This window comes from Aeromonas sp. QDB25 (genome assembly GCF_027707725.1).
GTDB lineage: Bacteria > Pseudomonadota > Gammaproteobacteria > Enterobacterales > Aeromonadaceae > Aeromonas > Aeromonas caviae.
In genome coordinates, this window is the sequence record NZ_JAPCIZ010000058.1 from 1 (window position 1) to 25,900 (window position 25,900).

A 25,900-nucleotide genomic window follows, 5' to 3' on the forward strand; every position below is an offset into this window, starting at 1 on the left:
ACCTTAGACCGCGCAAATGTTTGGATTTCAGGCAACCGCAGATCGTGTTTGATGAACTACGACAGGTTGCTTGATTTGGCGGGTGTTGCACTTCGGAGTTGAATTCGCGGCCCAGGTCAAGGATGTGATGCGCAAGGAGGTGCTGGCGGTGGGCCCTGACACCAGCATTCTGGATCTGGCCGAGATGATGATGGGGCAGAAACCCAAGATCTATCCGGTGGTGGAGGAGGGACGCCTGCTCGGGGTGATCAATCGCCACAACGTGATGCAGGCCATCCATGCCCAGCTCGACACCTGCTTCGTGCACCAGGCCAGAGTCTGACGCTCCCCGTGTCACGGCATTCATGAGCAGGCCCCGGCCTGCTCTTTTCATCCGTGGTTGTCATGAGGGCTCCGGTTCATGCCCTGGTGCGCCGCTTTAAGGCTTGCACCCTCCGGCCTCGCTCTTTAGGATCGCTCCCAGCTTGTCGATATGGCCCCCTTGCGGGGCACTCTTTTAAGGAATTCGTACCTTGTCTCTCTCTATCGAGGCGCTGCGCCGCCGTCTCTCTGCCTGCATGAACCTCGACGCCCGCCGTCTCTCCAGCCGTCTGCACGGCGTCAAGAAGTTGCCGGAAGCCAAGCAAGGCCAGGTGCTTGAGACCATAGCCGCCGAGCTGGATGCCGCCCAGGCTCGTTACCAATCCCGTCTTGCGGGCGTACCCAAGGTCACCTATCCGGACAACCTGCCGGTGAGCCAGAAGCAAGGGGAGATCGCCAAGGCCATTCAGGACCATCAGGTGGTGATCATCGCCGGGGAAACCGGCTCGGGCAAAACCACCCAGATCCCCAAGATCTGCCTGGCGCTGGGGCGCGGGGTCAAGGGCTTTATCGGCCACACCCAGCCGCGCCGCCTCGCGGCCCGTACCGTGGCGGCCCGTATTGCCGAGGAGATGGAGTCCGAGCTTGGCCACTACGTGGGTTACAAGGTGCGCTTTACCGATCAGGTGAGCGAGCAGACCCACATCAAGCTGATGACCGACGGTATACTGCTGGCGGAGATCCAGAACGACCGGATGCTGACCCAGTACGACACCATCATCATCGATGAGGCCCACGAGCGCAGCCTCAACATCGACTTCATTCTGGGTTATCTAAAACAGCTGCTGCCAAAGCGCCCGGACCTCAAGGTGATCATCACCTCGGCCACCATTGACCCCCAGCGTTTCTCCCGTCATTTCAACAAGGCGCCGGTGATCGAGGTCTCTGGCCGCACCTATCCGGTGGAGGTGCGTTACCGCCCGCTCACCAGCGATAAAAGTGAGGGACTGGAGGAGCGCGACGAGCTGCAGGGGATCTTCGATGCGGTGGAAGAGCTGGCTAGAGAAGGTTTAGGAGACATCCTTATCTTCATGAACGGCGAGCGGGAGATCCGCGACACCGCCGACGCCCTGCGCAAGCTCAACCTGCGCGACACCGAGGTGCTGCCGCTCTATGCCCGCCTCTCCAACGCCGAGCAGAACAAGGTGTTCCAGCCCCACGCCGGGCGGCGCATCGTGCTCGCCACCAACGTGGCGGAGACCTCGCTGACGGTACCGGGCATTCGTTACGTGATCGATCCGGGCACCGCCCGCATCAGCCGCTACTCCTGGCGCACCAAGGTGCAGCGCCTGCCCATCGAGCCGGTCTCCCAGGCGAGCGCGAACCAGCGTAAAGGGCGTTGCGGCCGGGTGGCGGACGGGATCTGCATCCGCCTCTACTCGGAGGAGGATTTCAACGGCCGTCCCGCCTTCACCGACCCCGAGATCCTGCGCACCAACCTGGCCTCCGTCATCCTGCAGATGCTGGCGCTCGGCCTTGGCAACATGGAGGCCTTCCCCTTCGTCGAGCCGCCGGAGTCGCGCCATATCAAGGACGGCCTGACCCTGCTCAAAGAGCTGGAGGCAGTGCGCGAGCTACCCGCCGCGGGCGATCGGGAGGCCAAACTGCAGCTGACCGAGACCGGTCGTCAGCTCTCGCGCATCCCCCTTGATCCGCGTCTGGCGAAGATGGTGATCAGCGCGGCGCAGACCGGCTGTCTGAGCGAGGTGATGGTGATCACCGCCGCCCTCAGCATTCAGGACCCCCGCGAGCGGCCCATGGAGAAGAAGCAGGCCGCCGACGAGCAGCACAGACGCTTCGAAGACAAGGATTCCGACTTCCTCGCCTTCGTCAATCTGTGGAACTACCTGAAAGAGCAGCAGGATCTGCTCGGCAGCAACCCGTTCCGCCGCCTGTGCCAGAAGGAGTTTCTCTCCTACCTGCGGGTGCGCGAGTGGCAGGACATTCACTTCCAGTTGCGTCAGACGGTCAAGGAGCTGGGTTTTAAAGCCAACCATGAACCGGCGGACTTCAAGACGGTGCACTGCGCGCTCTTGACCGGCCTCTTGAGCCATATCGGCAACAAGGATCTGGAAAAGCCCGAGTTCCTCGGGGCCCGCAACGGCCGCTTCCATCTCTTCCCGGCCTCGGGTCTGTTCAAGAAGCCGCCCAAGTGGGTGATGGCCGCAGAATTGGTGGAAACCTCGCGCCTCTACGCTCGCATCAACGCCAAGATCGAACCCGAGTGGGTGGAACCGCTGGCAGGCCATCTCATCAAGCTGCACCACAGCGACCCCCACTGGTCGAAGAAAAACGGCGCCGTGATGGCCAAGGAGAAGGTGACGCTTTATGGCCTGACTCTGGTCAATGAGCGCACCATCAACTTCAGCCGCATCGACCCGGCGCTGTGCCGCGAGCTGTTTATCCGCCGCGCCCTGGTGGAAGGGGATTTCGAGACCCGTCACCGTTTCTTCAGCGATAACCGCAAGCTCCTGGCCGAGGTGGAGGCGCTGGAGCACAAATCCCGTCGGCGCGACATCTTGGTGGATGACGAGGATCTGTTCCGCTTCTACGATGCCCGTTTGCCGGAGGAGGTGATATCAAGCCGCCACTTCGACAAGTGGTGGAAAGAGGCGCAAAAGCAGGACCCCGAGTTGCTCAACTTCGAAAAAGAGATGCTGATGAAGGGGGATGCCGCCCACATCAGCGATCTCGACTACCCCAACTTCTGGCAGCAGGGGCGCCTCAAGCTCAAGTTGACCTATCAGTTCGAGCCGGGGGAGGCGGCGGACGGCGTGACGCTGCATATTCCGCTGCCGCTCTTGAATCAGGTGGAGGTGAAGGGGTTCGAATGGCTGATCCCGGGGCTGCGTCACGAGCTGCTGGTGGCCCTCATCAAGTCCATGCCCAAGCCCATGCGCAAGAACTTCGTGCCGGCGCCGAACTACGCCGATGCGCTGCTCGCCAGCATCAGCCCCGAACAGGGGCCGCTCTTGGACGAGATGGAGCGCCAGCTGCGCCGCATGACCGGCGTCACCGTGCCCCGCGAAGCCTGGGACTGGGCTGCGGTGCCCGATCACCTGAAACTCACCTTCCGGGTGGTGGACGATAAACACAAGAAGGTGGCGGAAGGCAAGGACCTGGAGGCATTGAAAGAGTCCCTGCGTGGCAAGGTGCAGGAAACCCTGTCCCAGGTGGCGGACGACGACATCGAGCAGTCCGGCCTCACCCTCTGGAGCTTTGGCGAGTTGCCCCAGGAGTACAGCCAGAAGCGCGGCGGGTTCGAGGTGAAAGCCTATCCGGCACTGGTGGATCAGAAGGATTCAGTCGCCATCCAGCTGGTGGAGAGTCCGGTGGTGCAACAGCAGCTGATGTGGGCGGGCCAGCGCCGGCTGGTGCTGCTCAACGTGCCGTCCCCCATCAAGTATCTGCAGGAGAAGCTGCCCAACAAGGCCAAGCTGGGCCTCTATTTCAACCCCTTTGGCAAGGTGGCCGAGTTGATTGACGACTGCATCGCCTGCGGCTGCGACAAGCTCATCGAGCAGCACGGCGGCATGGCCTGGGACGAGGCCGGTTTCGAGGCGCTCAAGGAGTATGTCCGCGCCGAGCTCAACGACGCCGTGGTGGAGGTTGCCAAGCAGGTGGAAGCCGTGCTGACCCTCTCCCATGAGATCAAGAAGCGGCTCAAGGGCAAGATGCAGCTCGATACCGCCTTTGCCATGTCGGACATCCAGCTGCAGCTGGACAAGCTCATCCACAAAGGCTTCGTCACCGAGACCGGCTGGCAGCGGCTGCCTGACTTGCTGCGCTACCTGAGGGCCATCGAGCGGCGTCTGGAGAAGCTCGCCATCGATCCCAACCGGGATCGGGTCTACATGCTCAAGGTGCAGAGCGTGGAGTCGGAGTATAAGGCACTGCTGGCCAAGATCCCCAAATCCCAGCCGATGCCACCCGAGGTGGCCAATATCCGCTGGATGATAGAGGAGCTGAGAGTTTCCTTCTTCGCCCAGCAACTGGGGACGCCGTACCCCATCTCCGATAAACGGGTGCAGAGCGCCATTGCCCAGTGCTAAGCTGCTATCTATCTGTTTTATTGGATAGAATAAGAACAGAGAAGGCTTGAAGGGAAGGGAGGCCATCATATGCTGGGGATCTGGTTGGGGGTGGCGCTGGTCAATATCAGCGGTTACCAGCCCATTGCGGAGCAAACCTGGGTGCAGCTCAACCCGGAGTTCTATCCGGTGCACCGCTCCGTGCCGCCCATCTTCGCCGCCTGGCGGGGCAATCAGTTCCCGCCGCTGGAGCAGAAAAAGAAGAACGGCCGCTGGCAGATTCTCTTTCCCGCCCGTCTGGTGCCCCCCTTCGATCTGTTCGAGGGGGAGGCCCAGCTCTCCAAGGCCTACCTGGCCAGGCTCAAGCGCATCGACGAGATGGCCTATGGCATGGCCCCCCATCAATCGCAACCGACTGCGGCCGCACTGTATCAACCCTCCTTCGAGGCGCCGGGGGCCAGTGCCTTTATTGCCGAGTTCTCCTTGCCTGGTGCCATGACGGGCAGAGGCCGGATGGCGCAGGGGGAGCCCTTGCTGGCCAGGCTGGCGGTGCCGCTACTCCCCGGGGCGAACGGGAGCGTGCAGCTTGCCGCGGCCAGCCCGTCGTCAGAGGGCGCCATCCTGACCCTCTCCGCCACGGCGGCAGGGGGGGATGGGCGGGTCTGTCATCAGGTGGCGGCGGGGGAGACACTCTGGCGTATCGCGAGCCAGTTGCAGGCGCAGGCGGGTAGCGGATCCGACACCTACAGCTATCTGCTGGCGCTGGTGGCGGAGAACCGTCCCGCCATGGGCAAGGGGATCCGGGTGCAGACCGGCCAGCGACTCTACTGCCCGAAAGCGGAGACCCTGGCGCAGTTTGAGGCCCTGAGCCCGGCCCAGCGCCAGCAGCAGTTTGCCCGCCTGGAGCAGGGGCGCTGAGGGGCGCGTCGGGGCAGGGGAGAGCCTCGGCATCTGCCAGTGCGATGGCAAGCGGTTCGTCCCTTGTATCCACCCCGGGCCCGTGCTAGTATTCGCGCTCGTTTTGCGAGGTGCTGACCGGTCGCAGTCAACACCATACATTCATCTAAAAGAGATACTTACTATGTCTTTCGTATTCCAAGCTGAAGTCCGTTCTGACCTGGGGAAAGGTGCGAGCCGCCGCCTGCGTCATGCTGACCAAGTTCCTGCCATCGTTTACGGTGCAGGCAAAGAAGCCGTGTCCGTTACCCTGGACCACAAGAAGCTGATCCTGGCCCAAGAGAAGCCGGAGTTCTACTCCTCCGAGCTGACCCTGGTCATCAACGGCGAAGAAGTGAAGGTGAACGTGAAGGCTATCCAGCGTCACCCGGTTCGCTACAAGCTGGTTCACCTGGACTTCGTTCGCGTCTAATCGACAACGAATGTTCCTGTGAAGAGGCCACCCAATCGGGTGGCCTCTTTGTTTTTACAGCATTTTTGCCGGGAAAATAAAATACTCAAACAGCACTATTGGTCTTTACTTGTAGGCATGATTGACAGCAGGTCACGTGTTGTGATGCTCTGATGTCCACAAGGTGCTCGAACAAATCCATTTTTCGGGGTGATGTTGACCGTTTTGAAGGGAATCGTACGGACATATTTCCTGCTGTTTTCACCTATTCTGCTGTTGGTCCTGGCGGGGGGCTATCTGCTGGGCAATGCACTGATCGAGCGCGAGCTCTACCGCGTTCGCAGCGATTAGAGCACCTTCCTGGCGCTTGCCAGCGGCCGCCTTGACAGTGAGCTGGCGGTGCCGCTGCGTCATGTGCGCAGCATGTCGGAAGAGCCCATTCTGCTCGAGGCGGCGGCTCGCAATGACCGTGACACCCTGGCCGTCCAGTTCACCATCCTGATGAACCGTAATCCCGACTATGCCCAGGTGCGTTGGCTTGCCCCGGATGGCATGGAGTTGGTGCGCATCGATCGTCAGGGACAGCGTGTGTGGCGTGTGACGGACGACCAGTTGCAGAACAAGGGGGAACGTTACTATTTTCGCGACGCCATGGCGCTGCCCTGGGAGCGGGTCTACGTCTCGCCGCTCGATCTCAACGTTGAACACGGCGTGATCGAACGTCCCTTCAACCCCATGATCCGCATTGCCAAGCGTATGCGCCTTGGGGGACGAGATCTTGGTCTGCTGCTTATCAACGTGCAGGCCGCCCGTATGCTCAAGGAGTTTGCCGACAGCAGCGGCAAGGCGGCCGATCACACCATGCTGTTCAACCAGGACGGATATTGGCTGCACAGCCCGGACCCATCCCAGGAATGGGGCTTCATGCTCGAACATCCGGATCTCACCCTGAAGCACACGTCCCCCCAGGCCTGGCAGGCGTTCTGGGGCGCATCAAACGGCCAGATGGAGTCTGCCGACGGACTGTGGAGCTGGACCACTCTGTACCCGGCACAGAATCATGATCAGCTGATCTGGAAAGCCGCTTCCCTGGTGCCGCGCAGCGAGCTGCTGGCCATTCGCACTCATATCTGGGGGATCATCTCGGCCACTTGCGCGATGCTGCTGCTGTTGTTTGGTGCCGGGGTGGCCGCATTGGTGCGCAGCAGGCACAGGGAGCAGCTGGCCCAGCAGGAGGCAGCCAGGCTGGCACAGGTCAAAGGGGATTTCATCGCCAACATGAGCCACGAGATCCGCACCCCCATGAACGCCATCATGGGGCTGACTTACCTGCTCGAGCAGGGAGGGCTCGACGATGGCCAGCATGTCCTGGTGCGCAAAATCCACCAGGCCGGGCAGGCGCTGCTCGGGATCATCAACGACATTCTCGATTTTTCCAAGATTGAGTCGGGCCGGCTCGAGCTTGAGCGGGTGCCATTCAGTCTGGAAGAGGTGCTCGATCACGTGGCGGCCATCATGTCCACCTGCGTTGGCCAGAAGCACCTGGAACTGGTGGTGAGCAGCGCTCCCGAGCAGGTTTCCCATCTGATTGGGGATGCCCTGCGCCTCGAGCAGGTGCTGCTCAACCTGACCGGCAATGCCATCAAGTTTACCGAGCGCGGGGAGGTGGAGGTCAAGGTCGAGCTGGAAGCAGAGCAAGAGGGCATGGCCACCTTGCTGTTTCGGGTGCGCGACACCGGGATCGGCATTCCCCCCGAGCAGCAGGCCAATATTTTCAATGCTTTCTCCCAGGCAGACTCCTCCAACAGCCGCCGTTTCGGGGGGACCGGGCTCGGTCTGACCATCAGTCGCCGCCTGGTGAACCTGATGGGGGGGATATCGGTGTCACCAGCGAACTGGGCAAGGGGAGTGAGTTCTGGTTCCGCGTCCGGCTGGAGCAGGTGGAGCGGCCCGAGGCCCTGAACGAGCGTCTGCAGCACATCTCGCTGCTCATCGCCGACGACAATCAGGTGACCCGTGACGCCCTGTCGATGACGGTGGGTTCCCTCGGTTGGGAGTCTCGGGTGGTGGAGTCCGGTGAGCAGGCGCTGCACCATCTTCAAGGATCAGCGCGAAGCGGCGCTGGCCTCTGGCATGAACGACTTCATCGCCAAGCCGCTCGATGTGGAGCAGCTCATCGCGACCTTGCTGCGCTATCTGCCGGACTGCGTCCTGCCGCTCACCGTGAGCGACGAGCCACGCGCCCAGGAGCCGGTGGCCGGCATCGATATCGATACCGGACTTCGCAACTGGGGTGAAGCCTCGGTCTATCTCAAGTACCTGCGCCGTTTTCGCGATGACTACATGACGGTCGGCACCGTGTTGCCGGACTACATCGCCCAGCACGAGACCGATGCGGCCGCAAGCCTGACGCACAAGATAAAGGGGGTGGCGGGCAGTCTGTCGCTCACCGATGTGGCGCGCATCAGCGCCGAGCTGAACGAGGCCATCGAGCAGGGGGGGGACACCAGTCAGCTCATCGCCCCCTTCCTCGAAGCGCTGGAGCAGGCACAACATGCCATCGATACCTATGCCGGGCGCGAGCCGGGCGCGGTCAGCTCCCCGCTGGCCCAGGGGGAAGCGCGGGAGGTCTGCCTGCACGCCCTGCATCAGGCCCTGGTGAGCGAGGATCTGGATCTGATTGAGCCGGCGCTGAGTCAGGCCAGGAGTTACCTGCCTTGCGAGCTGGTGAGCGAGATAAGTGCGGCCCTGGAGCTGTTCGATATTCCGTTCGCCACCCGCAAGCTGGAGGATTATCTGGAGGATCGGGAGGAACCTGCGCCATGAATCGACCGCGAGTGCTGATCATCGACGACGAGCCGAGCAACCTTGGGCTGCTGCGGCAAATCCTCAAGGAGGAGTACAACCTCTTCTTTGCCAAGGGGGGAGAGGAGGGGCTGGCCGCCGTGGGGCGCCACGAGCCGGCCCTGATCCTGCTTGACGTGCGCATGCCCGACATGGATGGCTACGAGGTGTGCCGCCGGCTCAAGGCCGATCCGGCCCACGCGGGGATCCCGGTACTCTTTATCACCGCGAGCGACAACGCAGACAGCGAGAGCCAGGGGTTTGAGGCGGGCGGAGTGGATTACATCTACAAGCCGGTCTGCCCGAGCACGGTGCGTGCCCGGGTGCGCAATCACCTCTCCCTGGTGCGCCTCGATCAGCTTGAGTGCAGCTATCGCACCGCCATCGTCATGCTGAGCGAGGCGGGTCACTACAACGACACCGACACCGGGGTACATATCTGGCGCATGGCCGCTTACGCCCGGGCCCTGGCCGATGCGGCGGGCTGGAGCCCGGAGCAGTCGGATCTGCTGGAGCTGGCGGCCCCCATGCACGACATGGGCAAGATTGGTATCCCCGATCACATCCTCAAGAAGCCCGGTCCCCTCACCGAGGAGGAGTGGGTCATCATGCGCAGTCACCCGCGCATCGGTTACGAGATCCTGAGGCGATCCGATGCCCCCATCTTTCGCATGGCGGCGGAAATTGCCCTGCATCACCACGAGAAATGGGACGGCTCGGGTTATCCCGCCGGCGAGACCGGCGAGGGGATCCCCGAGGCGTCGCGGATCGTGGCCATTGCCGATGTGTTTGATGCCCTGAGCGTGCGTCGTCCCTACAAGGAGCCCTGGCCTCTGGACAGGGTGCTGGCCACCATGCGTGATGGTGCCGGCCAGCACTTCGATCCCCGGCTGCTCGCCCGTTTTCTCGAGATCATGCCGGAGATCTTGCGCCTCAAGGCTCAATGGGATGCCCGCGAGGCGCGGGGGGATTACCAGATGGGCGCTGTCAGATAGGGATTGCTGGCCTTCTCGCGACCGAAGGTGGAGCTGGGACCATGGCCCGGGATGAAGACGATGTCATCCCCGAGCGGCAGCAGGGTCTCGGTGATCGAGCGGATCAGGGTGGCGTGATCTCCGCGCGGGAAGTCGGTACGGCCTATGCTGCCGGCAAAGAGCACGTCCCCCACCCAGGCCAGGCGCTCGGCCTGGCTGAGCAGCACGACATGACCCGGGGTGTGGCCCGGGCAGAAATAGACCTCCAGCTCGCAATTTCCAAGCTGAACCTTGTCCCCCTGGGCGAGCCAGCCATCCGGGGTGAAGGCCGGGGTATGGGCAAAGCCGAACATCTGGCTCTGCTGGGGCAGGATGTCGAGCCAGAAGGCATCTTCCCGGTGGGGGCCGACAATGCTGACGCCGGTGCGAGTACGCAGCTCGGCGGCGGCCCCCACGTGATCCAGGTGGCCATGGGTCAGGATGATCTTCACCAGCCGCAGCTCGTGCCTGGCGATGGCGGCCAGCAGTTTGTCCGCCTCGCCACCGGGATCGATCAACGCCGCCTGGCGGGTCTCGTCACACCAGATGAGGGAACAATTCTGGGCGAACTGGGTGACCGGGATCACCTCGAACTTCAACATGTGGGACTCTCCTGAGGGGTCTGAAGGGGGGAGCGTTTGGCGAAGAAGGCGAGGCAGGCCTCCTTGTCACCACGAAACAGGATCCGCTCGCGCTTGTTGTCCAGCTGATAGCGGTACATGGGGTCATAGTAGCGAGTCAGCAGCAGTCTGATCCAGACCAGATGGGCGCGGGTGTCCCCGCTCTGGGCCTGTTCCCTGAGGGCGGCCTGCAACAGCCCATCGAGTTCGCGATAATCCTTGTCACCGAGTCGGCGCTTGAGCCTGGCCATGGCGTCGGTGAGGTAGCCGGCAAACAGCGGCCAGCCTGCATCTGGCCCATGGAACTCCAGATAGCGCAGCCAGAGATCCTGCACGTAATCGGTGCGGATCTGCTCGGCCCGAGCCTCCTGCGGCACCTCCACCACCACCAGAGGAGCCCGGCACATGGCCTCATAAAGGTTGAGTGGCAGGGCGCAGCGACCGATGAGGCGGCTCTCGTCTTCCAGTACAAACTGTGACTCCCCCCGGTTGCGACGCTGAAGCAGCTCGATGGCAAGCCGATTTTCGAAGTCGATGTTGCCGGGTTGCCCACCCGGCAGTTGGCCAAACGACGACCCCCTGTGACGGGCGTGCCCTTCCAGATCCACCGCTTGGGTGATGTGCGCCAGCATGTGGGTCTTGCCGGAGCCGGTCATGCCGGTCAGCACGGTCCAGTCGCACTCTGCACTGGCCTTCGCCTGGGTGTCGATGAGAAAGTGGCGCAGCGCCTTGTAGCCGCCCGCGACCCGGGGGCGGGTGACGCCGGCCTCGGCCAGCCACTGTTGTACGGTTTGCGAGCGCAGGCCGCCGCGAAAACAGTAGAGCAGGGCGTCGGGTTGCTGGCGCAACCTGGCCAGCCAGCCTTCCATGCGCGCGGCGCGCACCGCGCCACCTACCAGTTGATGGCCTAGGGTGATGGCTGCGGCCTGTCCCTCCTGCTTGTAACAGGTACCGACCCGGGCACGTTCCTCGTCAGTCATCAGCGGCAGGCTGACGGCGGTGGGAAAGGTCCCTTCCTTGAACTCGACGGGGGCGCGCAGATCGATGAGTGGAACCTCATCCAGAAAGATCCGGGCGTAATCCGTGGCCAGTGGCAGGGCACTCATTGGACAACCTCGATGAACTGGTTGCCGGTGCGGGCCTGCAACTGGCCGATGGGAGAGAGGGTCAGCCCTGCCTGTGCGGCAATGGCAAGGAGCTCGGCTTCACTTTCTTTACCGACGGCTACCAGCAGGCCGCCGCTGGTCTGCGGGTCGCACAGGATGTTGCGGGTGCGATCATCCATGGTGCCCAGCTTGTCACCATAGGAGTCGAAGTTGCGCAGGGTACCGCCCGGTACGCAGCCCTCACTCAGGTAATAATCCACCTCGTCCAGCAGCGGCAGCGTCTTGAAGTCCAGACGGGCACTGACGCCGGAACCTTCGCACATCTCCAGCAGGTGGCCTGCCAGTCCAAAACCGGTCACGTCGGTCATGGCGTGCACGCCGGGTAAGGCGGCGAAGCGCTGGCCAATCTTGTTGAGGGTGCACATGGCATCCGGGGCCAGTTGTTCATGCTCGGGCTTGAGCTTGCCCTTCTTCTGAGCTGTGGTGAGGATGCCGATGCCAAGCGGTTTGGTCAGATAGAGGGTGTCGCCCACCTGGGCGGTGTCATTCTGCTTGATGGCGTCGAGTGGCACGATACCTGTCACCGCAAGACCGAAGATGGGCTCGGGGGCGTCGATGCTGTGGCCACCGGCGAGCGAGATCCCCGCCTCGTGGCACACCTGGCGGCCGCCGTCGATCACCTGCTGGGCCACTTCCGGCGCCAGCGTGTTGATGGGCCAGCCGAGGATGGCGATGGCGACGATGGGCTTGCCGCCCATGGCATAGATGTCGCTGATGGCATTGGTGGCGGCGATGCGACCGAAGGTGAAGGGATCGTCGACGATGGGCATGAAGAAGTCGGTGGTGGAGACGATGCCCTGGCCGTTGCCGATATCGACCACGGCGGCGTCATCTTTGCTGCTGTTGCCGACCACCAGGGTGGGGTCGTCAAAGCCCGGGATCTGGCTCTTCAAGATGGTGTCGAGCACCTTGGGGGAGATTTTGCAACCGCAGCCAGCGCCGTGGCTGTATTGGGTCAGACGAATGGAAGACATGCTTTCCCCTTGTGTGGGCAGACTTGCGTGTGCCAATAACTGCTGTGGCACCGTCAAATGTGCGCGCAAAAATAGGGTGGCCCTGGCGGCCTGTGAACACAGTGATGTCAGGCTGCCTGGCAGGACGGGAGGAGGGCAAGGATGCGCCGGCGAAGCCCCGCCGAGGACCACAGGACGGGCCATTATGCCACAGATGGCCCTCTTGATTCGAACTGGAATTGACACAAAGCGAAGGGGATTGTCGGGTTCAAAAAGAGCCGTACTCTTCGCCTTGCTCAGGCTAGTCCCACTTTGAGCCGCCCCGACGGCGTGCCGGTCTTGCATCGGGGCAGCATGTGGCGACGGAAACTAGCCAGCTTGCTCCATCACTGGTTGGGGCGCCTTGCCTAGCCGGCGCAGTCGCCGTTGCAGCGGCCGCTCCAGCAGGGTGTAGCTCAGCGCCGAGAGCCCGATCAGCACGGCGAGCATCAACAGGGTGGCCAGCACCCCCAGCAAGGGGTTGGTCTGGGCGTACCACCACGCGGTGAGCCCCGGCGCCAGAGAGTGGACAAGCTCGCAGCCGGTGAGCAACACCAGGGCGTGGAGCAGGTAGATGGAGTAGGAGAGATCCCCCAGCCAGTTGGTGAAGCGGTTGTCCAGGAGGCGCAGCAGCGGGCTCTGGCGCTCCCCTTGGGCGGCGGCAATCCAGATCAGCAACACGTAGGCGCTGATCAGTAGCAGGGTCAACAACGGCGTCATGGTGAACTGCATCAGTGCGAAGGGGAGCAGAAAGGCGAGCAGCAGCGGCAGATCTTGCTGCATCATGGGCCACTGGCGGGCAGCCTTCACCTTGGGCAGCAGCCAGAGGCCGAGCACGAATTCACTCACCCCGCGCCCGATGGCCAGCGCGCCGCTGGTGACATCCAGGGTACCCCGGCTGTGCACGATATAGGCCAGCACCGTCAAGGCCAGCAAGGGGGCGAGGTTGCTCCAGCGGCTGCGGGTGACGGCGAGGGGAATGAGCAATGGAAACAGCAGATAACTTATCCACTCCACGCTGAGCGACCAGGCAGCGAAGTTCCAGGTCAATCCGTGATCCGTTACCACCTGCAGCAGCAGGAAGGCGCTTGGCAGTGCCTCGGCGGGGGTGAAGGGGGAACCAAAAGGAGGCATCCCCTCCCACTCCCACATCTTGAACAGGGGGCCGGCGTAGAAGCCAATCCCGTGGTGGGCCTTGTAGAGCTCCCAGCCAACCAGCAGCAGCAGGGTCACCAGGTAGAGGGGATACACCCGGGTCAGCCGCAGCCAGAGGAAGCGGCCATAACCAATGGTGCGGGGCGTGCGGGCGAAGGCCTCCCCATAGACATGGGCCAGCACCAGCCCGCTCAAGATAAAGAAGAGATCGACCCAGAGGTAGCCGTTCTCGATGAGTCGGGTGTGGCCGGCGATCGACTCCATCCACTGGGGGAAGAGTAGCAAGCGGGCGTGGAACAGCACCACCATCAGGGCAGCGATGCCCCGCAGCGGCGTCAACAGCGGCAATGATTGATTCATGACGGGATCCTTGATGATGTTCAGCTTGGCCTGACATCAATTTTTGTTGTGGTGCCGCTCATCAACCCTGATGAGTCGGCTGCCCCGGCTTGGCGGCCACAGGCGGGATCACCCTACCTAAAAGAGATCCATACGGGTGTTATTGCCGTCATGAATGGGCGTTTATCATCCCAAAACCAGCATGGGATAGGGACGCATCGAAAATAGAGAGGGGATCTAGACTAGGGAAGTCATCCCTCTGAGCGTCAGGAACATCCCCATGAAACTCTATGCCCACCCTTTTCGTCCTACAGCCAGAAAGTGCTGATCGCTCTCTACGAGAATGCCACCCTGTTCGAATACCGGAACCTCGAAGAGCCGGCGGCCAGCGCCGAACTTGCCGCCCTTTGGCCACTCAAGCGCTTCCCGGTGTTGCTGGATGACGGTCGCTGCATTCTCGAGAGCAGCACCATCGTCGCCCATCTGCAGGCGTACCATCCGGGCCCCGTCAGCCTGATCCCGCCCGGCGATGCGGGTCTGGAGGTGCATATGCTGGATCGCATCTTCGACAACTATGTGATGACGCCGATGCAAAAAGTGGTGCTGGATGCGCTGCGCCCGGCCGCTGATCGCGACCGCTATGGCGTAGCGGAGGCCCGCGAGCTGCTCAATCAGATCTACCCCTGGCTTGATCAGCGACTGGAAGGACGCCACTGGATTGCCGGCGCAGACTTCACGCTGGCCGATTGCGCCGCCGCCCCCTCGCTCTTCTACGCCGACTGGGCCCACGATATCTCGGCTGGCTATGGCCGCCTGCGTGCCTATCGCGCCCGTCTGCTCAATCATCCCTCCATCGTGCGGGTGGTGGAGGAGGCGAGGCCATTTCGACACTACTTCCCGCTGGGCGCGCCGGCGCGTGATTGAGCGGGATGACTTGTGGTGGGCGAGTATTGTCGCCCCAGGCAATGTGCGAGGCGGACAGGGGCATGGCGTGATCCATTGCAGGGGAAAACAGCAATTTTCATTCAAATGAGTGGGTATGCGTTTATGGCTGATATTTCCCCGAGGATTTTTTAATATTGATGCGTAATATTTCATGATTTTGCATAAAGCAAATGCCGGGAATGTCTCTGTTGGTGGGTTGTGTAGTGAAAGAGAGATGAGAATCGGGTTAACGATGCGGCAACTCTTGATTGAGGATGGCTGTCGTCAGTCGAAGAGGAGGGATGGGGGCAGCAATCGCTGTTGGTGGCAAAGTCGGGGGGAGGTTATCTCTTTGGCGGCCGCATGAAAAAAGCCCGCTTTGATCGCGGGCTTTTTGATGGCTTGCCAGACCCAGCCCTGGCCGGGATCTGAAATGAAACCGGGGACAAGGGGGGCAGCGCTGGTCTGCTCGGCTTAGCGGGCGCGCACCACCAGCCCCTTGAGGTAGAAGCCTTCCGGATAGGCGGTGCCGATGGGGTGATCGGATGCCTGGGACAGGAGTTCCAGGATCTGGGCATCGCGGCCGGCATCGAGCGCTGCATCGGCCACTATCTTCTGGAACAGGCTCTGCTCCATCAGGCCGGAGCAGGAGTAGGTCAAGAGCACGCCACCCGGCGCCAGCAGCTGGAACGCCAGCATGTTGATGTCCTTGTAGCCGCGGCAGGCGCCCAGCAGCTGGGCCTTGCTCTCGGCAAACTTGGGTGGGTCCAGCACGATGACATCGAACTTCTCGCCCTTCTCGCGATATTCGCGCAAGAGCTTGAAGACGTCGTGACGCACGAACTGGGTGTTGCTGGTATCGAGACCGTTCAGTTCGGCGTTCTGGCGGGCGATGTCCAGCGCATTCTGGGAGAGATCGACGTTGACTACCTCCTTGGCACCGCCCTGGAGGGCATAGACCCCGAAACCGCCGGTGTAGCAGAAGCAGTTGAGCACCCGCTTGCCTTCAGTGTATTTCGCTGCGGCAAGGCGGTTGTCCCGCTGATCCAGATAAAAACCCGTCTTGTGACCGTTACGAATATCTACCAGGATCTTGACGCCGCCATTCTCCTCGATGACCACGGGGTCGGTCGGGGTCTCGCCATGGATGACGCCGGTGCGCTCCTTCAGCCCTTCCTTCTTGCGCACGGCCACGTCAGAGCGCTCATAGATGCTGCACTCGGGGTAGAGGGTACGCAGCGCTTGCGTGATCAGCTCGCGCTGGAACTCGGCGCCGGCAGAGAGAATCTGGCACACCAGGAAGTCGGCGTAGCGGTCGATGGTCAGGCCCGGCAGACCGTCGGATTCGGCGGCGCAGAGGCGATAGCCGGTGAGGCCCTGACGCTTGATGAGCCCGTCACGGGACTCCTGCGCATATTTGAGGCGACGGATGAAGAAGTCGAGATCGACGCTCTCATCCTTGTCGAAGGTCCAGACCCGGGCACGGATCTGGGAGCTGCCGGACCAGGCACCACGGGCGAGCCATTTGCCGTCATGGGTGAAGATCTCGACGGTATCGCCGTCAACGGGGTTGCCCTGCACCCGCTCAATGCCCTTGGAGAAGATCCAGGGGTGGCGACGCAGCAGGGATTTTTCGCGGCCTTTGACGAGATAGATGGAAGCGCTCATGGGTAGTTGCCGATGGTAGAAAAGAAGGGGGCATATAGTAGGGGCTGTGAGGGTAGGCACGCAAGCCGCGTCTACCGGGATCCGTGCATCCACACGCGGTCAGGGTTGGACGGGCTGTTTCGCGCGTCCCCAGCGCCTGGCCCAGACATGGCAGGCCATCTGGACGATGGCCTGCCGGAGTGGTCAGATCCGCAGGCCGGTGAGCGCCTGACCGAGTTCGCTGGCGGTTCCCTTGAGGCCGGTGGTGCCGGCGACCGCCGCGCTGGCGGACTCCTCCACCCGGCTTGCCTCGTGGCGCACCTTGTCGAGGTTGCGGGTGATCTCCTCGGCCACCGAACTCTGCTCTTCGCTGGAGGTGGCGATCTGGGTGCTCATCTCCAGCACCGCATCGCTGTGGTTGCTGAGCCGCTCGATGTCCATGCCCACTTCGGTGATGAGCTGCTGGCTGTCGGCCGCGCGCCCCACCGTCTTCTCCATGATGTCGTTCAGCGCCCCGGTCCCTGCTTGGAGCTCCTCGATCATCTGCTGGATCTCCACGGTCGCCTGCTGGGTGCGGCTGGCGAGGGTGCGCACCTCGTCGGCCACCACCGCAAAGCCGCGTCCCTGTTCACCGGCGCGGGCCGCCTCGATGGCGGCGTTGAGGGCCAGCAGGTTGGTTTGCTGGGAGATGGCGTTGATGACGTTGACCACTTCGTTGATGCGATTGGCGTTGTGAGTCAGCCGCTCGACCGCGCCCGAGGCATTGCCAATCTCGTCTGCCAGGGTGCGGATGGCGGTGATGGTGCGTGCCACCCGTTGTGCCCCGTGAGTCGCCTCGTCGCTGGACTGGCGGGTTTGCAGCAGGGTGTCGTTGGCGTTGCGGGCAACTTCCCGGATGGCGGCGGACATCTGCTCCATGGCGGCGGCAAGGGAGTCCATGTGCTGGCGCTGGGCGCGGGCAAGCTGCTCGCCGTCGCTGGCATGCTCGCGAAATTCGTCGGCGGCCAGGGTAAGGGCATCGGCGGACTCTTCCACCAGTTGCACTATCTTGTGCTGGCGGTCGGTGAAGGTGTCGATGCTGCCCGCCAGAATGGAGAACTCGTCCCGCACCGGGAAGAAGTTGAGCCGGAAGGTGAGATCGCCGTTCGCTACCGTCTGCAATGCCTTGTTGGTGGAGTAGAGCGCCCCCGAGACAAAGGTCATCAGATAGTGGGTGATGAGGGCCAGCAGGGCGGCCAGCACCGCGATGATGGTGAGCGTGGTGCCCTGACCATCCCAGAGGGCGTAGTGACTCATATCCAGGGTGCCGGAGACGACGCCCGCCTGACCTGCGCTGGCGCCATAGCGATAGATGTCTCCCTGCTGGCTAAGGCCGGTGGCGGCGCCAGGCGTGAGTACGAGATCCGCGGGCAGGGTAAGGGTCGGCTGCTGGCTCACCAGCTGGGCCGTGGTCTCGACCCGCCCTTTTAGCTGATCCACTCTGAGCTGCATCGCCTGATCATGGCCGTCGGCCAGCAGATACCAGGTGAGGAAGGCGATGAACACCAGGGGGCACCAGAAGGTGATAAGAAATTTCTCGCTGATCGTGAGGTGAATGAGATAACGGTCAACCCACCGAAACTTTACTTCTTTCATAATGGTATTGCGTCCTGCAAGGGGAAGAGAGTGTCGCGCTCATTATCGCCCCGGGGAAAAATTACTTAAGAGAAAGGTGTGATAAATGGGAGAGCAATCGTTTGTCGTGCGGGTGTGGGGTCAGGTTCAGGGGGTGGGATTTCGCTACTTCACCCGGGAGCGGGCGCTGCAACTGGGGCTGCGGGGGCATGCCTACAACCTGGAAGATGGCTCGGTGGAGATCCTGATTGCCGGTCCCGAACAGAAGGTACAGATGATGCTGGGCTGGCTTGAGCACGGGCCTCGAACCGCCACCGTCACCCGAATGGAGTGCACCCAGGCGTTGCCACCCACCGGAACCGGTTTTCATACCAACTAGCCGGGAGGGGTCATGGGGGAGAGCGGGATTGCGCAGGCCAACCGGCTCGTTGGGCAATATCGGGGGGCGACCCTGGCACTGCGCCAGAACAAGGGGATGGAAGAGGTGCATGCCTACCGGATAGCGGCCCGCCGCCTGCTGGCGCTGCTCGCCCTGTGGCGACCCCTCATTCATGAGCCCGAGCTGGAGCGGCGATTGACCCGTGCCGTCGGCACGCTCTCCGCCCTGCGCGATGCCCAGGTCTATGCGCAGCATCATGGTGGTTCGCTTCGGCAGAACCGCTTGCCACGGGTCCCCCTGTTGACCGGCCTGCTTGCCCGTTGGCTGGCCCGACTGGAAGAGGTGCCCGTCGGTGTCGATCTCTTGCCGCTGTTTCAGCTGCATCTGGCGCTGTCACTGTCGGATGCACTGGCGAAGACCACCTCCCTTCCTGTGGGCATCAGGGCGAAACTTCGGTGCTGGCACCGGCTGCGTCTGGTGCTGAAACAGGCGCGCTACGGGATGGAGCTGCTGACGGCACAGGGGGGAGGGGATCCGGCCTGGTTGTCCATGCTGGTGAGCTGGCAGGAGCGGCTTGGGCAATTGCAGGACAGGCGCCAATGGCTCAGACGCCTTGGGGGCGAAACGGGGCGGGGCCAGCAACGGCGAGCCCTGAAAACAGAGATCCGCTGCCAACTACTGCAACTGGATTGCCATCAGGCGGAGCTGGTCGGCCTTCGCATGGCATTGCTGCAGAGCGGGCAGTAAGCACCCCACAAGGTAAAAAAAGAGAGGCCATTGGCCTCTCTTTTCATTGGGACTGTCCGGGAAGGGGCGTATTACTTCACGCGCATGCCCGGCTGGGCACCTTCCTGGGGCTCGAGGATCCAGAGATCCTTGCCGCCCGGACCTGCCGCCAGCACCATACCTTCGGACATGCCAAAGCGCATCTTGCGCGGGGCCAGGTTGGCCACCATCACGGTCAGCTTGCCTTCCAGATCTTCCGGGTTGTAGGCGGACTTGATACCGGCAAAGACCTGACGGGTTTCGCCGCCGATATCCAGCTGCAACTTCAGCAGCTTCTCGGCTTCCGGCACCGCTTCGGCTTTCTTGATCAGCGCCACCCGCAGGTCAATCTTGGCAAAGTCGTCGTAGGTGATGGTCTCGCTGATGGGATCGTCCACCAGGGGGCCTGCCGGCTTCTTGCTCTGCTCCTTGGCGAGGTCTTCCTTGGACGCTTCCACCATGGCATCCACCTTGGCGGACTCGATGCGGGAGAAGAGGGCCTTGAAGGGGGCGACGCCGTGGTCGACCAGAGGGGCGGCGATGCCGTCCCAGGTCAGGGTCTCGCCAAGGAAGGCTTCGGCGCGCTCGGCCAGTTGCGGCATGACGGGCTTCAAGTAGGCCATCAGCACGCGGAACAGGTTGATGCCGACGGAGCAGACGGCTTGCAGCTCGGCATCCGCCCCTTCCTGCTTGGCGATGACCCAGGGAGCCTTGTCGTCCACATAGCGGTTGGCCTTGTCGGCCAGGGCCATGATCTCGCGGATGGCGCGGCTGAATTCGCGCGCTTCATAGGCTTCGGCGATGCTGGCGCTGGCGTTGGCAAACTCGGCGTAGAGTGCGGGCTCGGCGCAGGTGGCGGCCAGCTTGCCGTCAAAACGCTTGGCGATAAAGCCGGCGTTGCGAGAGGCCAGGTTGACCAGCTTGTTGACCACGTCGGCGTTGACGCGGGAGACGAAGTCTTCGAGGTTCAAGTCCAGATCGTCGATGCGGCTGTTGAGCTTGGCGGCGTAGTAGTAACGCAGGCACTCCGGATCCAGGTGCTTGAGATAGGTGGACGCCTTGATGAAGGTGCCCTTAGACTTGGACATCTTGGCGCCGTTGACGGTCACATAGCCGTGTACGTTGACCTTGGTCGGCTTGCGGAAGTTCGCGCCTTCAAGCATGGCCGGCCAGAACAGGCAGTGGAAGTAGGCGATGTCCTTGCCGATGAAGTGATAGAGCTCGGCGTCGGAGTCCGCTTTCCAGTAGTTGTCGAAGTCGATGTCGCCGCGCTTGTTGCACAGGTTCTTGAACGACGCCATGTAGCCGATGGGGGCGTCCAGCCAGACATAGAAGTACTTGCCGGGGGCACCGGGAATTTCGAAGCCGAAGTAGGGGGCATCACGGGTGATGTCCCACTGCTGCAGGCCGCTTTCGAACCACTCTTGCATCTTGTTGGCCATCTCTTCCTGGATGGCGCCGGAGCCGCGTACCCAGTCGGCGAGCCAGGCTTCGAACTGGGGCAGGTCGAAGAAGTAGTGCTCGGAGTCCTTCATCACCGGGGTCGCACCGGAGACGGCGGATTTCGGATCAATCAGCTCGGTCGGGCTGTAGGTGGCGCCGCACGCGTCGCAGTTGTCACCGTACTGATCGGGGGACTTGCACTTGGGGCAGGTGCCCTTGACGAAGCGATCCGGCAGGAACATGGATTTTTCCGGATCGAACAGTTGGGAGATGGTACGGATCTTGATTTTGCCGGACTCTTTGAGGCGGCCATAGATCACGCCCGCCAGCTCGCGGTTCTCGTCGCTGTGGGTGGAGTGGTAGTTGTCGAAGCTGATGTTGAAACCGGCAAAATCCCCCTGGTGCTCCTGGGAGACGGCGGCAATCATCTCTTCCGGCGAGATCCCCATCTGCTGAGCCTTGAGCATGATGGGCGTACCGTGGGCATCGTCGGCACAGACGAAATGCACCTGATGGCCACGCATTCGCTGATAACGAACCCAGATATCGGCCTGGATGTGTTCCAGCATGTGGCCGAGATGGATGGAGCCGTTGGCATAGGGGAGGGCGCAGGTTACCAGCATTCTACGAGGATCAGTTGCCATAATACGTTCTTTATGTGCCTGTTGGGATGATACAGTGCCGTGCATGTTACCCGAATTGGGGGCGGCCTGCCTAGGGTTGTGGCCCCCGGTGCCCTGACTGGCGGCATCGCGATGACGTCGGCAAGCCACTGATTTATGTGCGGTAACCGTTCACCTCAGCATAACGACAACATAATGGGGAGTTAATGGTGATTGATTCAGTAAAACAGATCCTGGCCGAATTTAAGCCGGCAGGATGGGGCAAGGATCTGGTCGCGGCCGGTTTTGTGCGTTCCGTTGAGCGGCACGAACAGACCCTGGCCATCACGCTGGTGCTGCCCTTTGCCGGCCAGTCCCTGTTTGAACAGATCAAAGAGGAGTTCGATGCGCAGCTGCGCAGCGCAACCGGCGCGACCCGCATCGACTGGGCGGGGGAGATAGACGTGGCCAGCATGCCCCGCGCGCAGCAACTGGCGGCGGTGCAGGGGATCCGCAATATCCTGGTGGTTGCCTCCGGCAAGGGAGGGGTGGGCAAGTCCACTACCGCGGTCAACCTGGCGCTGGCGCTGCAAAAAGAGGGGGCGCGGGTCGCCCTGCTGGATGCGGACATCTATGGCCCCTCCATCCCGACCATGACGGGGACCCTCAAGGAGCGCCCTGTCAGCTTTGATGGCAAGTTGATGGAGCCGGTGATGGCCTGCGGCATCAAGAGCAACAGCATCGGTTATCTGGTGGCCGAGCAGGATGCCACCATCTGGCGCGGTCCCATGGCGAGCAAGGCACTCGGGCAGATCCTGCACGAGACCCGCTGGGGTGAGGTGGACTACCTGGTGGTGGACATGCCCCCGGGCACCGGCGATATCCAGCTGACGCTGGCCCAGCAGGTGCCCACCACGGCGGCGGTGATCGTCACGACGCCCCAGGATGTGGCACTGGCAGATGCCCGCAAGGGGATCGCCATGTTCAACAAGGTCAATGTGCCTGTGCTTGGCATCGTCGAGAACATGAGTTACCACGTCTGCAGTGCCTGCGGGCATCACGAGCCGTTGTTCGGTACCGGCGGTGGCCAGAAGATGGCGGAGCAGTATCACGTGGCGCTGCTTGGTCAGTTGCCGCTGCATATCGACATTCGCCAGCACATGGATGACGGCTGCCCCACCGTGTTCGGTACGCCGGATGGCGAGCTGTCACAGACTTACCTGAAACTGGCTCGCCGGGTAGGGGCCGAGCTCTATTTCAGCGCAAAACCGATTGCGACTCCGCTCTACACGGTGGCGCTGGACGAATAATCGGCGTTCGGCCAAGGGGGACGGATTTGGGGTGGGCATGGCCACCCCTTTTTCATATAATGGATCGGTTTAAACAATCCCCAGTGCTCTTCTCTTTAGGTATTTTCAATGTCTGATACTCAACATTCCTGTGTGATCATCGGTATTGCTGGTGCATCCGCGTCCGGCAAGAGTCTTATCGCCCAAACCATCTATGAAGAGCTGGTGGCCGAGCTGGGAGCGGGTCAGATTGGTGTGATCACCGAGGATTGCTACTACCGTGATCAGACCCACCTGACCATGGAAGAGCGGGTCAAGACCAACTATGACCACCCCAATGCCCTGGATCACGATCTGCTGGTGCAGCATCTGACCCAGCTGACGCAAGGGGAGGCGGTCAACATCCCCCAGTACTCCTATACCGAGCACACGCGCATGACCGAGGTCACTACCTTTGCACCGCGCCGTGTCATCATCCTCGAAGGGATACTGCTGTTGACCGACAGCCGCCTGCGCGAACTGATGGACGCCTCCATCTTCATGGATACCCCGCTCGACATCTGTTTGCTGCGCCGTCTGGTGCGCGATGTGCAGGAGCGCGGTCGTACCATGGACTCCGTACTCAAGCAGTATCAGAAGACTGTGCGTCCCATGTTCATGCAGTTCATCGACCCGTCCAAGCAGTATGCCGACGTGATCGTGCCCCGTGGCGGCAAGAACCGCATCGCCATCGACATGCTCAAGGCGCGTATCCGCCATATGTTGATTGGTTGAGAGAAAACAAGCCGGGTGATGCCCGGCTTTTTTTAATGAATCTTTTGTCAGGAGAGTCGCAGAATGCGTCTTTGTGATACCGATATCGAACGGCACCTGGATGAAGGCAAGATCGTCATCGAGCCGCGGCCCGGTGTTGAGCGGATCAGCGGCGTCAGCGTCGATGTGCTGCTGGGCAACGAGTTTCGGGTGTTTCGCGATCATACCGCGCCTTACATCGACCTTGGCGGTACCAGTGCCGAGATGGCCGATGCCATCGAGCGGGTGATGAGCGAGGAGATCCACGTGCCGGACGGTGAAGCCTTCTATCTGCACCCGGGTCAGCTGGCGCTGGCGGTGACCTATGAATCGGTTACCTTGCCCGCCGATATCGTCGGCTGGCTGGATGGTCGCTCCTCCCTGGCGCGCCTGGGCCTCATGGTGCACGTCACCGCCCACCGCATCGATCCGGGCTGGTCAGGTCGCATCGTGCTGGAGTTTTACAACGGCGGCAAGTTGCCTCTGGCCCTGCGTCCCAAGATGAAGATCGGTGCCCTGAACTTCGAGATGCTGTCAGGTACCGCGGCTCGCCCGTACAACAAACGGGAAAATGCCAAATACAAGAGTCAGCAAGGGGCTGTGGCCAGCCGGATCAACCAGGATTGACCCCCGCACCGTGCGGCTTGTCTATCGAGGAGGGTGCCAGGGCACCCTCTTTTATATCTGACAAAAGGAAACGGACGTGCCGAGCGGGTTGAAAACGGCCTTTTTCGGGACATCGAGCTATGCTTCGGCTTTGATTGGCGCCTATCCACAGCAATGGAATGGACTTAAATTAATCCTCGACAAGCCCCGTTCCTACAGGCCCTAAGACATTTTCTGACGGAATGCCCTTTTTTTTTTTTGCTGAAATATTTCAACAACGGGTATGGCGCATCGAGCCTTCTGGCATAATCCGCCGCAACTCATAAACAGGTTCGTTTTTATGTTTGAAATGTTTAGTGGTTTGGGTTTGTGGTGGTCAATCGGTTTGGTATTGGCCGTTTTTTTTGTGCTGGCCTATGAATTCATCAACGGCTTTCACGATACCGCCAACGCGGTAGCAACGGTTATCTATACCAAGGCGATGCCGGCTCATATGGCGGTGGTGGCTTCCGGTCTGTTCAATTTCGCCGGTGTCATGCTGGGTGGGTTGGGGGTGGCCTATGCCATCGTTCACCTGCTGCCCATCGATCTGCTGCTTGGCATGGACTCTACCCAGGGTCTGATCATGGTGTTCTCCCTGCTGTTCTCGGCCATCGTCTGGAACCTGGGAACCTGGTACTTCGGCATTCCGGCATCCAGCTCCCACACCCTGATCGGTTCCATCCTGGGGGTAGGCGGCGCCTATGCCCTGATCAGCCATCAACCCCTGAAAGAGGGTATCAACGTCGGCAAAGCCATCGACATCATGCTCTCTCTCATCATCTCTCCCACCGTGGGCTTCATCATTGCCGCCCTGCTGCTGTTCGCCATGAAGCGCGTATGGCTTGGCAGCAAGATCCACAAGACCCCGGAAGAGCGCCTGCTGGTGGACGGCAAGAAGCATCCACCATTCTGGGCCCGTGTCACTCTGATTTGCTCCGCAATGGGGGTGAGCTTCGTGCACGGCTCCAACGATGGCCAGAAAGGCATCGGTCTGGTGATGCTGGTGCTGATCTGCATGGCGCCTGCTTATTTTGCGCTAGACATGAACAGCCGCTCCTATGATCTGGACAGAACCCAGGATGCCAACCAGCGCATCATGGAGATCTACCAGCGTAACCAGGAACAGGTTTCCCATCTGGTGAACTTCAGTGTGCCTGCCAAAGCCCAAGAAGAGCTGATGAGTCACTGTGCGGCAGGGGAGGCCCTGCAGGCCATGGCGACCCTCGACAAGCGTCTGGGCCAGGTGCGCACCTACGAGGAGATGAACCTGGTGGATCGCCGCGAGGTGCGTCGTCTGCTGCTGTGCATCGACGACACTGCCCGCAAGGTCTCCAAGTTGCCACTGCCGGCCAAGGAGCTGACCGATCTTGCCAAATGGCGCAAGGATCTGACCGCCACGGCCGAATATGCGCCGACCTGGGTCATCGTGTCCATCGCCCTGGCGCTCGGTTGCGGCACCATGGTGGGCTGGCGTCGTATCGTCTACACGGTAGGGGAGAAGATCGGTTCCTCCGGCATGACCTACAGCCAGGGCATTGCAGCCCAGATCACGGCCGCCGCGTCCATCGGGATTGCGAGTCTGACCGGGATGCCGGTGTCCACCACCCACATTCTCTCCTCAGCGGTGGCGGGGACCATGGTGGCCAACAAGTCCGGCCTGCAGAGCCAGACCATCAAGACCATTCTGCTGGCCTGGGTGCTGACATTGCCGCTCACCATGCTGCTCTCCGGCGGTCTCTTCCTGCTGAACAACCATCTCTTTGGCGGGTAAGACGACAGTCATTGGAAATGAAACAAGGGCCTTCGGGCCCTTTTTTGTGGTTCTTCGCGGGATCCTGGGAAAGTGGAAGTTGACAGACAGGGTGCTGGTAAACTGGCTGTCTCCAAACACACCACCACCATCACCCTGCTGTCGCCGTGCATCATATT

Annotated in this window: 17 protein-coding genes and 3 pseudogenes; 13 read left to right on the forward strand and 7 right to left on the reverse strand. The window is 61.7% G+C overall.

All coding sequences use genetic code 11. The features are described 5' to 3' along the window. Positions 1–100: 100 nt before the first annotated feature. From PG883_RS17160 to PG883_RS17195, 6 genes and pseudogenes are all read left to right on the forward strand, one after another. Positions 101–322: pseudogene (locus tag PG883_RS17160) on the forward strand (CBS domain-containing protein); the annotation flags it as partial. A 190-nt stretch (positions 323–512) separates the two neighbouring features. Further along, a complete protein-coding gene (gene hrpA, locus PG883_RS17165; protein ID WP_041211410.1) occupies positions 513–4,412 on the forward strand; it encodes an ATP-dependent RNA helicase HrpA in 3,900 nt (1,299 codons plus the stop codon). Between the two features lie 69 nt (positions 4,413–4,481). Further along, positions 4,482–5,309 (forward strand): hypothetical protein, encoded by an 828-nt coding sequence (locus PG883_RS17170; protein WP_041211411.1) that lies wholly within the window; start codon positions 4,482–4,484, stop codon positions 5,307–5,309. 163 nt (positions 5,310–5,472) lie between these two features. After that, entirely contained in the window at positions 5,473–5,760 is a 288-nt protein-coding gene (gene rplY, locus PG883_RS17175) for a 50S ribosomal protein L25 (RefSeq protein ID WP_041205748.1), read from the forward strand. Between the two features lie 204 nt (positions 5,761–5,964). Next, positions 5,965–8,565 (forward strand): annotated as a pseudogene (locus PG883_RS23880) (ATP-binding protein). After that, entirely contained in the window at positions 8,562–9,578 is a 1,017-nt protein-coding gene (locus tag PG883_RS17195) for a response regulator (protein WP_041211412.1), read from the forward strand. Before PG883_RS23880 ends, PG883_RS17195 begins: the two are co-directional and overlap by 4 nt. On the opposite strand, the gene PG883_RS17200 is transcribed toward PG883_RS17195, so the two are convergent. From PG883_RS17200 to PG883_RS17215, 4 genes are all read right to left on the reverse strand, one after another. Further along, complete coding sequence (locus PG883_RS17200; RefSeq protein ID WP_041211413.1) at positions 9,554–10,198, reverse strand: MBL fold metallo-hydrolase; 645 nt, start codon at positions 10,196–10,198, stop codon at positions 9,554–9,556. The two genes, PG883_RS17195 and PG883_RS17200, sit on opposite strands and share 25 nt — an antisense overlap. Continuing rightward, positions 10,192–11,322, reverse strand: coding sequence for a tRNA 2-selenouridine(34) synthase MnmH (mnmH, locus tag PG883_RS17205; RefSeq protein WP_270807424.1), 1,131 nt, complete (start codon positions 11,320–11,322; stop codon positions 10,192–10,194). The genes PG883_RS17200 and mnmH overlap by 7 nt, the downstream gene beginning before the upstream one ends. Then, the gene (gene selD, locus PG883_RS17210) at positions 11,319–12,356 is read right to left on the reverse strand and encodes a selenide, water dikinase SelD (protein ID WP_041211415.1); all 1,038 of its coding nucleotides are present in this window, start codon (positions 12,354–12,356) and stop codon (positions 11,319–11,321) included. Before selD ends, mnmH begins: the two co-directional genes overlap by 4 nt. A gap of 348 nt (positions 12,357–12,704) precedes the next feature. Next, positions 12,705–13,889 (reverse strand): acyltransferase family protein, encoded by a 1,185-nt coding sequence (locus PG883_RS17215; RefSeq protein ID WP_041211416.1) that lies wholly within the window; start codon positions 13,887–13,889, stop codon positions 12,705–12,707. A gap of 259 nt (positions 13,890–14,148) precedes the next feature. Here PG883_RS17215 and PG883_RS17220 point away from each other — a divergent pair. Further along, positions 14,149–14,792, forward strand: a pseudogene (locus PG883_RS17220) (glutathione S-transferase family protein). Positions 14,793–15,266: 474 nt separating this feature from the next. Here PG883_RS17220 and PG883_RS17225 read toward each other — a convergent pair. Next, positions 15,267–16,460 (reverse strand): class I SAM-dependent methyltransferase, encoded by a 1,194-nt coding sequence (locus PG883_RS17225; protein WP_039039155.1) that lies wholly within the window; start codon positions 16,458–16,460, stop codon positions 15,267–15,269. A gap of 183 nt (positions 16,461–16,643) precedes the next feature. Then, positions 16,644–18,074 (reverse strand): methyl-accepting chemotaxis protein, encoded by a 1,431-nt coding sequence (locus tag PG883_RS17230; protein ID WP_041211417.1) that lies wholly within the window; start codon positions 18,072–18,074, stop codon positions 16,644–16,646. An 85-nt stretch (positions 18,075–18,159) separates the two neighbouring features. Here PG883_RS17230 and PG883_RS17235 point away from each other — a divergent pair, with 85 nt between their 5' ends. Continuing rightward, the gene (locus tag PG883_RS17235) at positions 18,160–18,432 is read left to right on the forward strand and encodes an acylphosphatase (RefSeq protein ID WP_010674727.1); all 273 of its coding nucleotides are present in this window, start codon (positions 18,160–18,162) and stop codon (positions 18,430–18,432) included. A gap of 12 nt (positions 18,433–18,444) precedes the next feature. Then, positions 18,445–19,179 carry a CHAD domain-containing protein gene (locus PG883_RS17240; RefSeq protein ID WP_041211418.1) on the forward strand — a complete coding sequence of 245 codons (735 nt, stop codon included), beginning with the start codon at positions 18,445–18,447 and terminating at the stop codon, positions 19,177–19,179. 71 nt (positions 19,180–19,250) lie between these two features. Here the strand turns inward: PG883_RS17240 and metG are convergent, their stop codons facing one another. Beyond that, positions 19,251–21,284 carry a methionine--tRNA ligase gene (gene metG, locus PG883_RS17245; RefSeq protein ID WP_041211419.1) on the reverse strand — a complete coding sequence of 678 codons (2,034 nt, stop codon included), beginning with the start codon at positions 21,282–21,284 and terminating at the stop codon, positions 19,251–19,253. 185 nt (positions 21,285–21,469) lie between these two features. Between metG and apbC the strand changes: the two genes are divergently transcribed. The 4 genes from apbC to PG883_RS17265 all read left to right on the forward strand — a co-directional run bounded on the left by apbC (position 21,470) and on the right by PG883_RS17265 (position 25,742). Beyond that, a complete protein-coding gene (gene apbC, locus PG883_RS17250) occupies positions 21,470–22,552 on the forward strand; it encodes an iron-sulfur cluster carrier protein ApbC (protein WP_182721848.1) in 1,083 nt (360 codons plus the stop codon). A gap of 108 nt (positions 22,553–22,660) precedes the next feature. Then, positions 22,661–23,305, forward strand: a complete 645-nt coding sequence (gene udk / locus PG883_RS17255; protein ID WP_010674731.1) for a uridine kinase — start codon at positions 22,661–22,663, stop codon at positions 23,303–23,305. Between the two features lie 63 nt (positions 23,306–23,368). After that, positions 23,369–23,950, forward strand: a complete 582-nt coding sequence (dcd, locus tag PG883_RS17260) for a dCTP deaminase (protein ID WP_010674732.1) — start codon at positions 23,369–23,371, stop codon at positions 23,948–23,950. A 319-nt stretch (positions 23,951–24,269) separates the two neighbouring features. Beyond that, entirely contained in the window at positions 24,270–25,742 is a 1,473-nt protein-coding gene (locus tag PG883_RS17265) for an inorganic phosphate transporter (RefSeq protein ID WP_041211421.1), read from the forward strand. The last annotated feature ends 158 nt before the right edge of the window (positions 25,743–25,900 follow it).

Coding starts and splice junctions, on each gene's coding strand:
- PG883_RS17170 (WP_041211411.1), top strand. CDS start 4,482: ATGCTGGGGATCTGGTTGGGGGTGGCGCTGGTCAATATCAGCGGTTAC.
- rplY (WP_041205748.1), top strand. CDS start 5,473: ATGTCTTTCGTATTCCAAGCTGAAGTCCGTTCTGACCTGGGGAAAGGT.
- PG883_RS17195 (WP_041211412.1), top strand. CDS start 8,562: ATGAATCGACCGCGAGTGCTGATCATCGACGACGAGCCGAGCAACCTT.
- PG883_RS17200 (WP_041211413.1), bottom strand. CDS start 10,198: ATGTTGAAGTTCGAGGTGATCCCGGTCACCCAGTTCGCCCAGAATTGT.
- mnmH (WP_270807424.1), bottom strand. CDS start 11,322: ATGAGTGCCCTGCCACTGGCCACGGATTACGCCCGGATCTTTCTGGAT.
- selD (WP_041211415.1), bottom strand. CDS start 12,356: ATGTCTTCCATTCGTCTGACCCAATACAGCCACGGCGCTGGCTGCGGT.
- PG883_RS17215 (WP_041211416.1), bottom strand. CDS start 13,889: ATGAATCAATCATTGCCGCTGTTGACGCCGCTGCGGGGCATCGCTGCC.
- PG883_RS17225 (WP_039039155.1), bottom strand. CDS start 16,460: ATGAGCGCTTCCATCTATCTCGTCAAAGGCCGCGAAAAATCCCTGCTG.
- PG883_RS17230 (WP_041211417.1), bottom strand. CDS start 18,074: ATGAAAGAAGTAAAGTTTCGGTGGGTTGACCGTTATCTCATTCACCTC.
- PG883_RS17235 (WP_010674727.1), top strand. CDS start 18,160: ATGGGAGAGCAATCGTTTGTCGTGCGGGTGTGGGGTCAGGTTCAGGGG.
- PG883_RS17240 (WP_041211418.1), top strand. CDS start 18,445: ATGGGGGAGAGCGGGATTGCGCAGGCCAACCGGCTCGTTGGGCAATAT.
- metG (WP_041211419.1), bottom strand. CDS start 21,284: ATGGCAACTGATCCTCGTAGAATGCTGGTAACCTGCGCCCTCCCCTAT.
- apbC (WP_182721848.1), top strand. CDS start 21,470: ATGGTGATTGATTCAGTAAAACAGATCCTGGCCGAATTTAAGCCGGCA.
- udk (WP_010674731.1), top strand. CDS start 22,661: ATGTCTGATACTCAACATTCCTGTGTGATCATCGGTATTGCTGGTGCA.
- dcd (WP_010674732.1), top strand. CDS start 23,369: ATGCGTCTTTGTGATACCGATATCGAACGGCACCTGGATGAAGGCAAG.
- PG883_RS17265 (WP_041211421.1), top strand. CDS start 24,270: ATGTTTGAAATGTTTAGTGGTTTGGGTTTGTGGTGGTCAATCGGTTTG.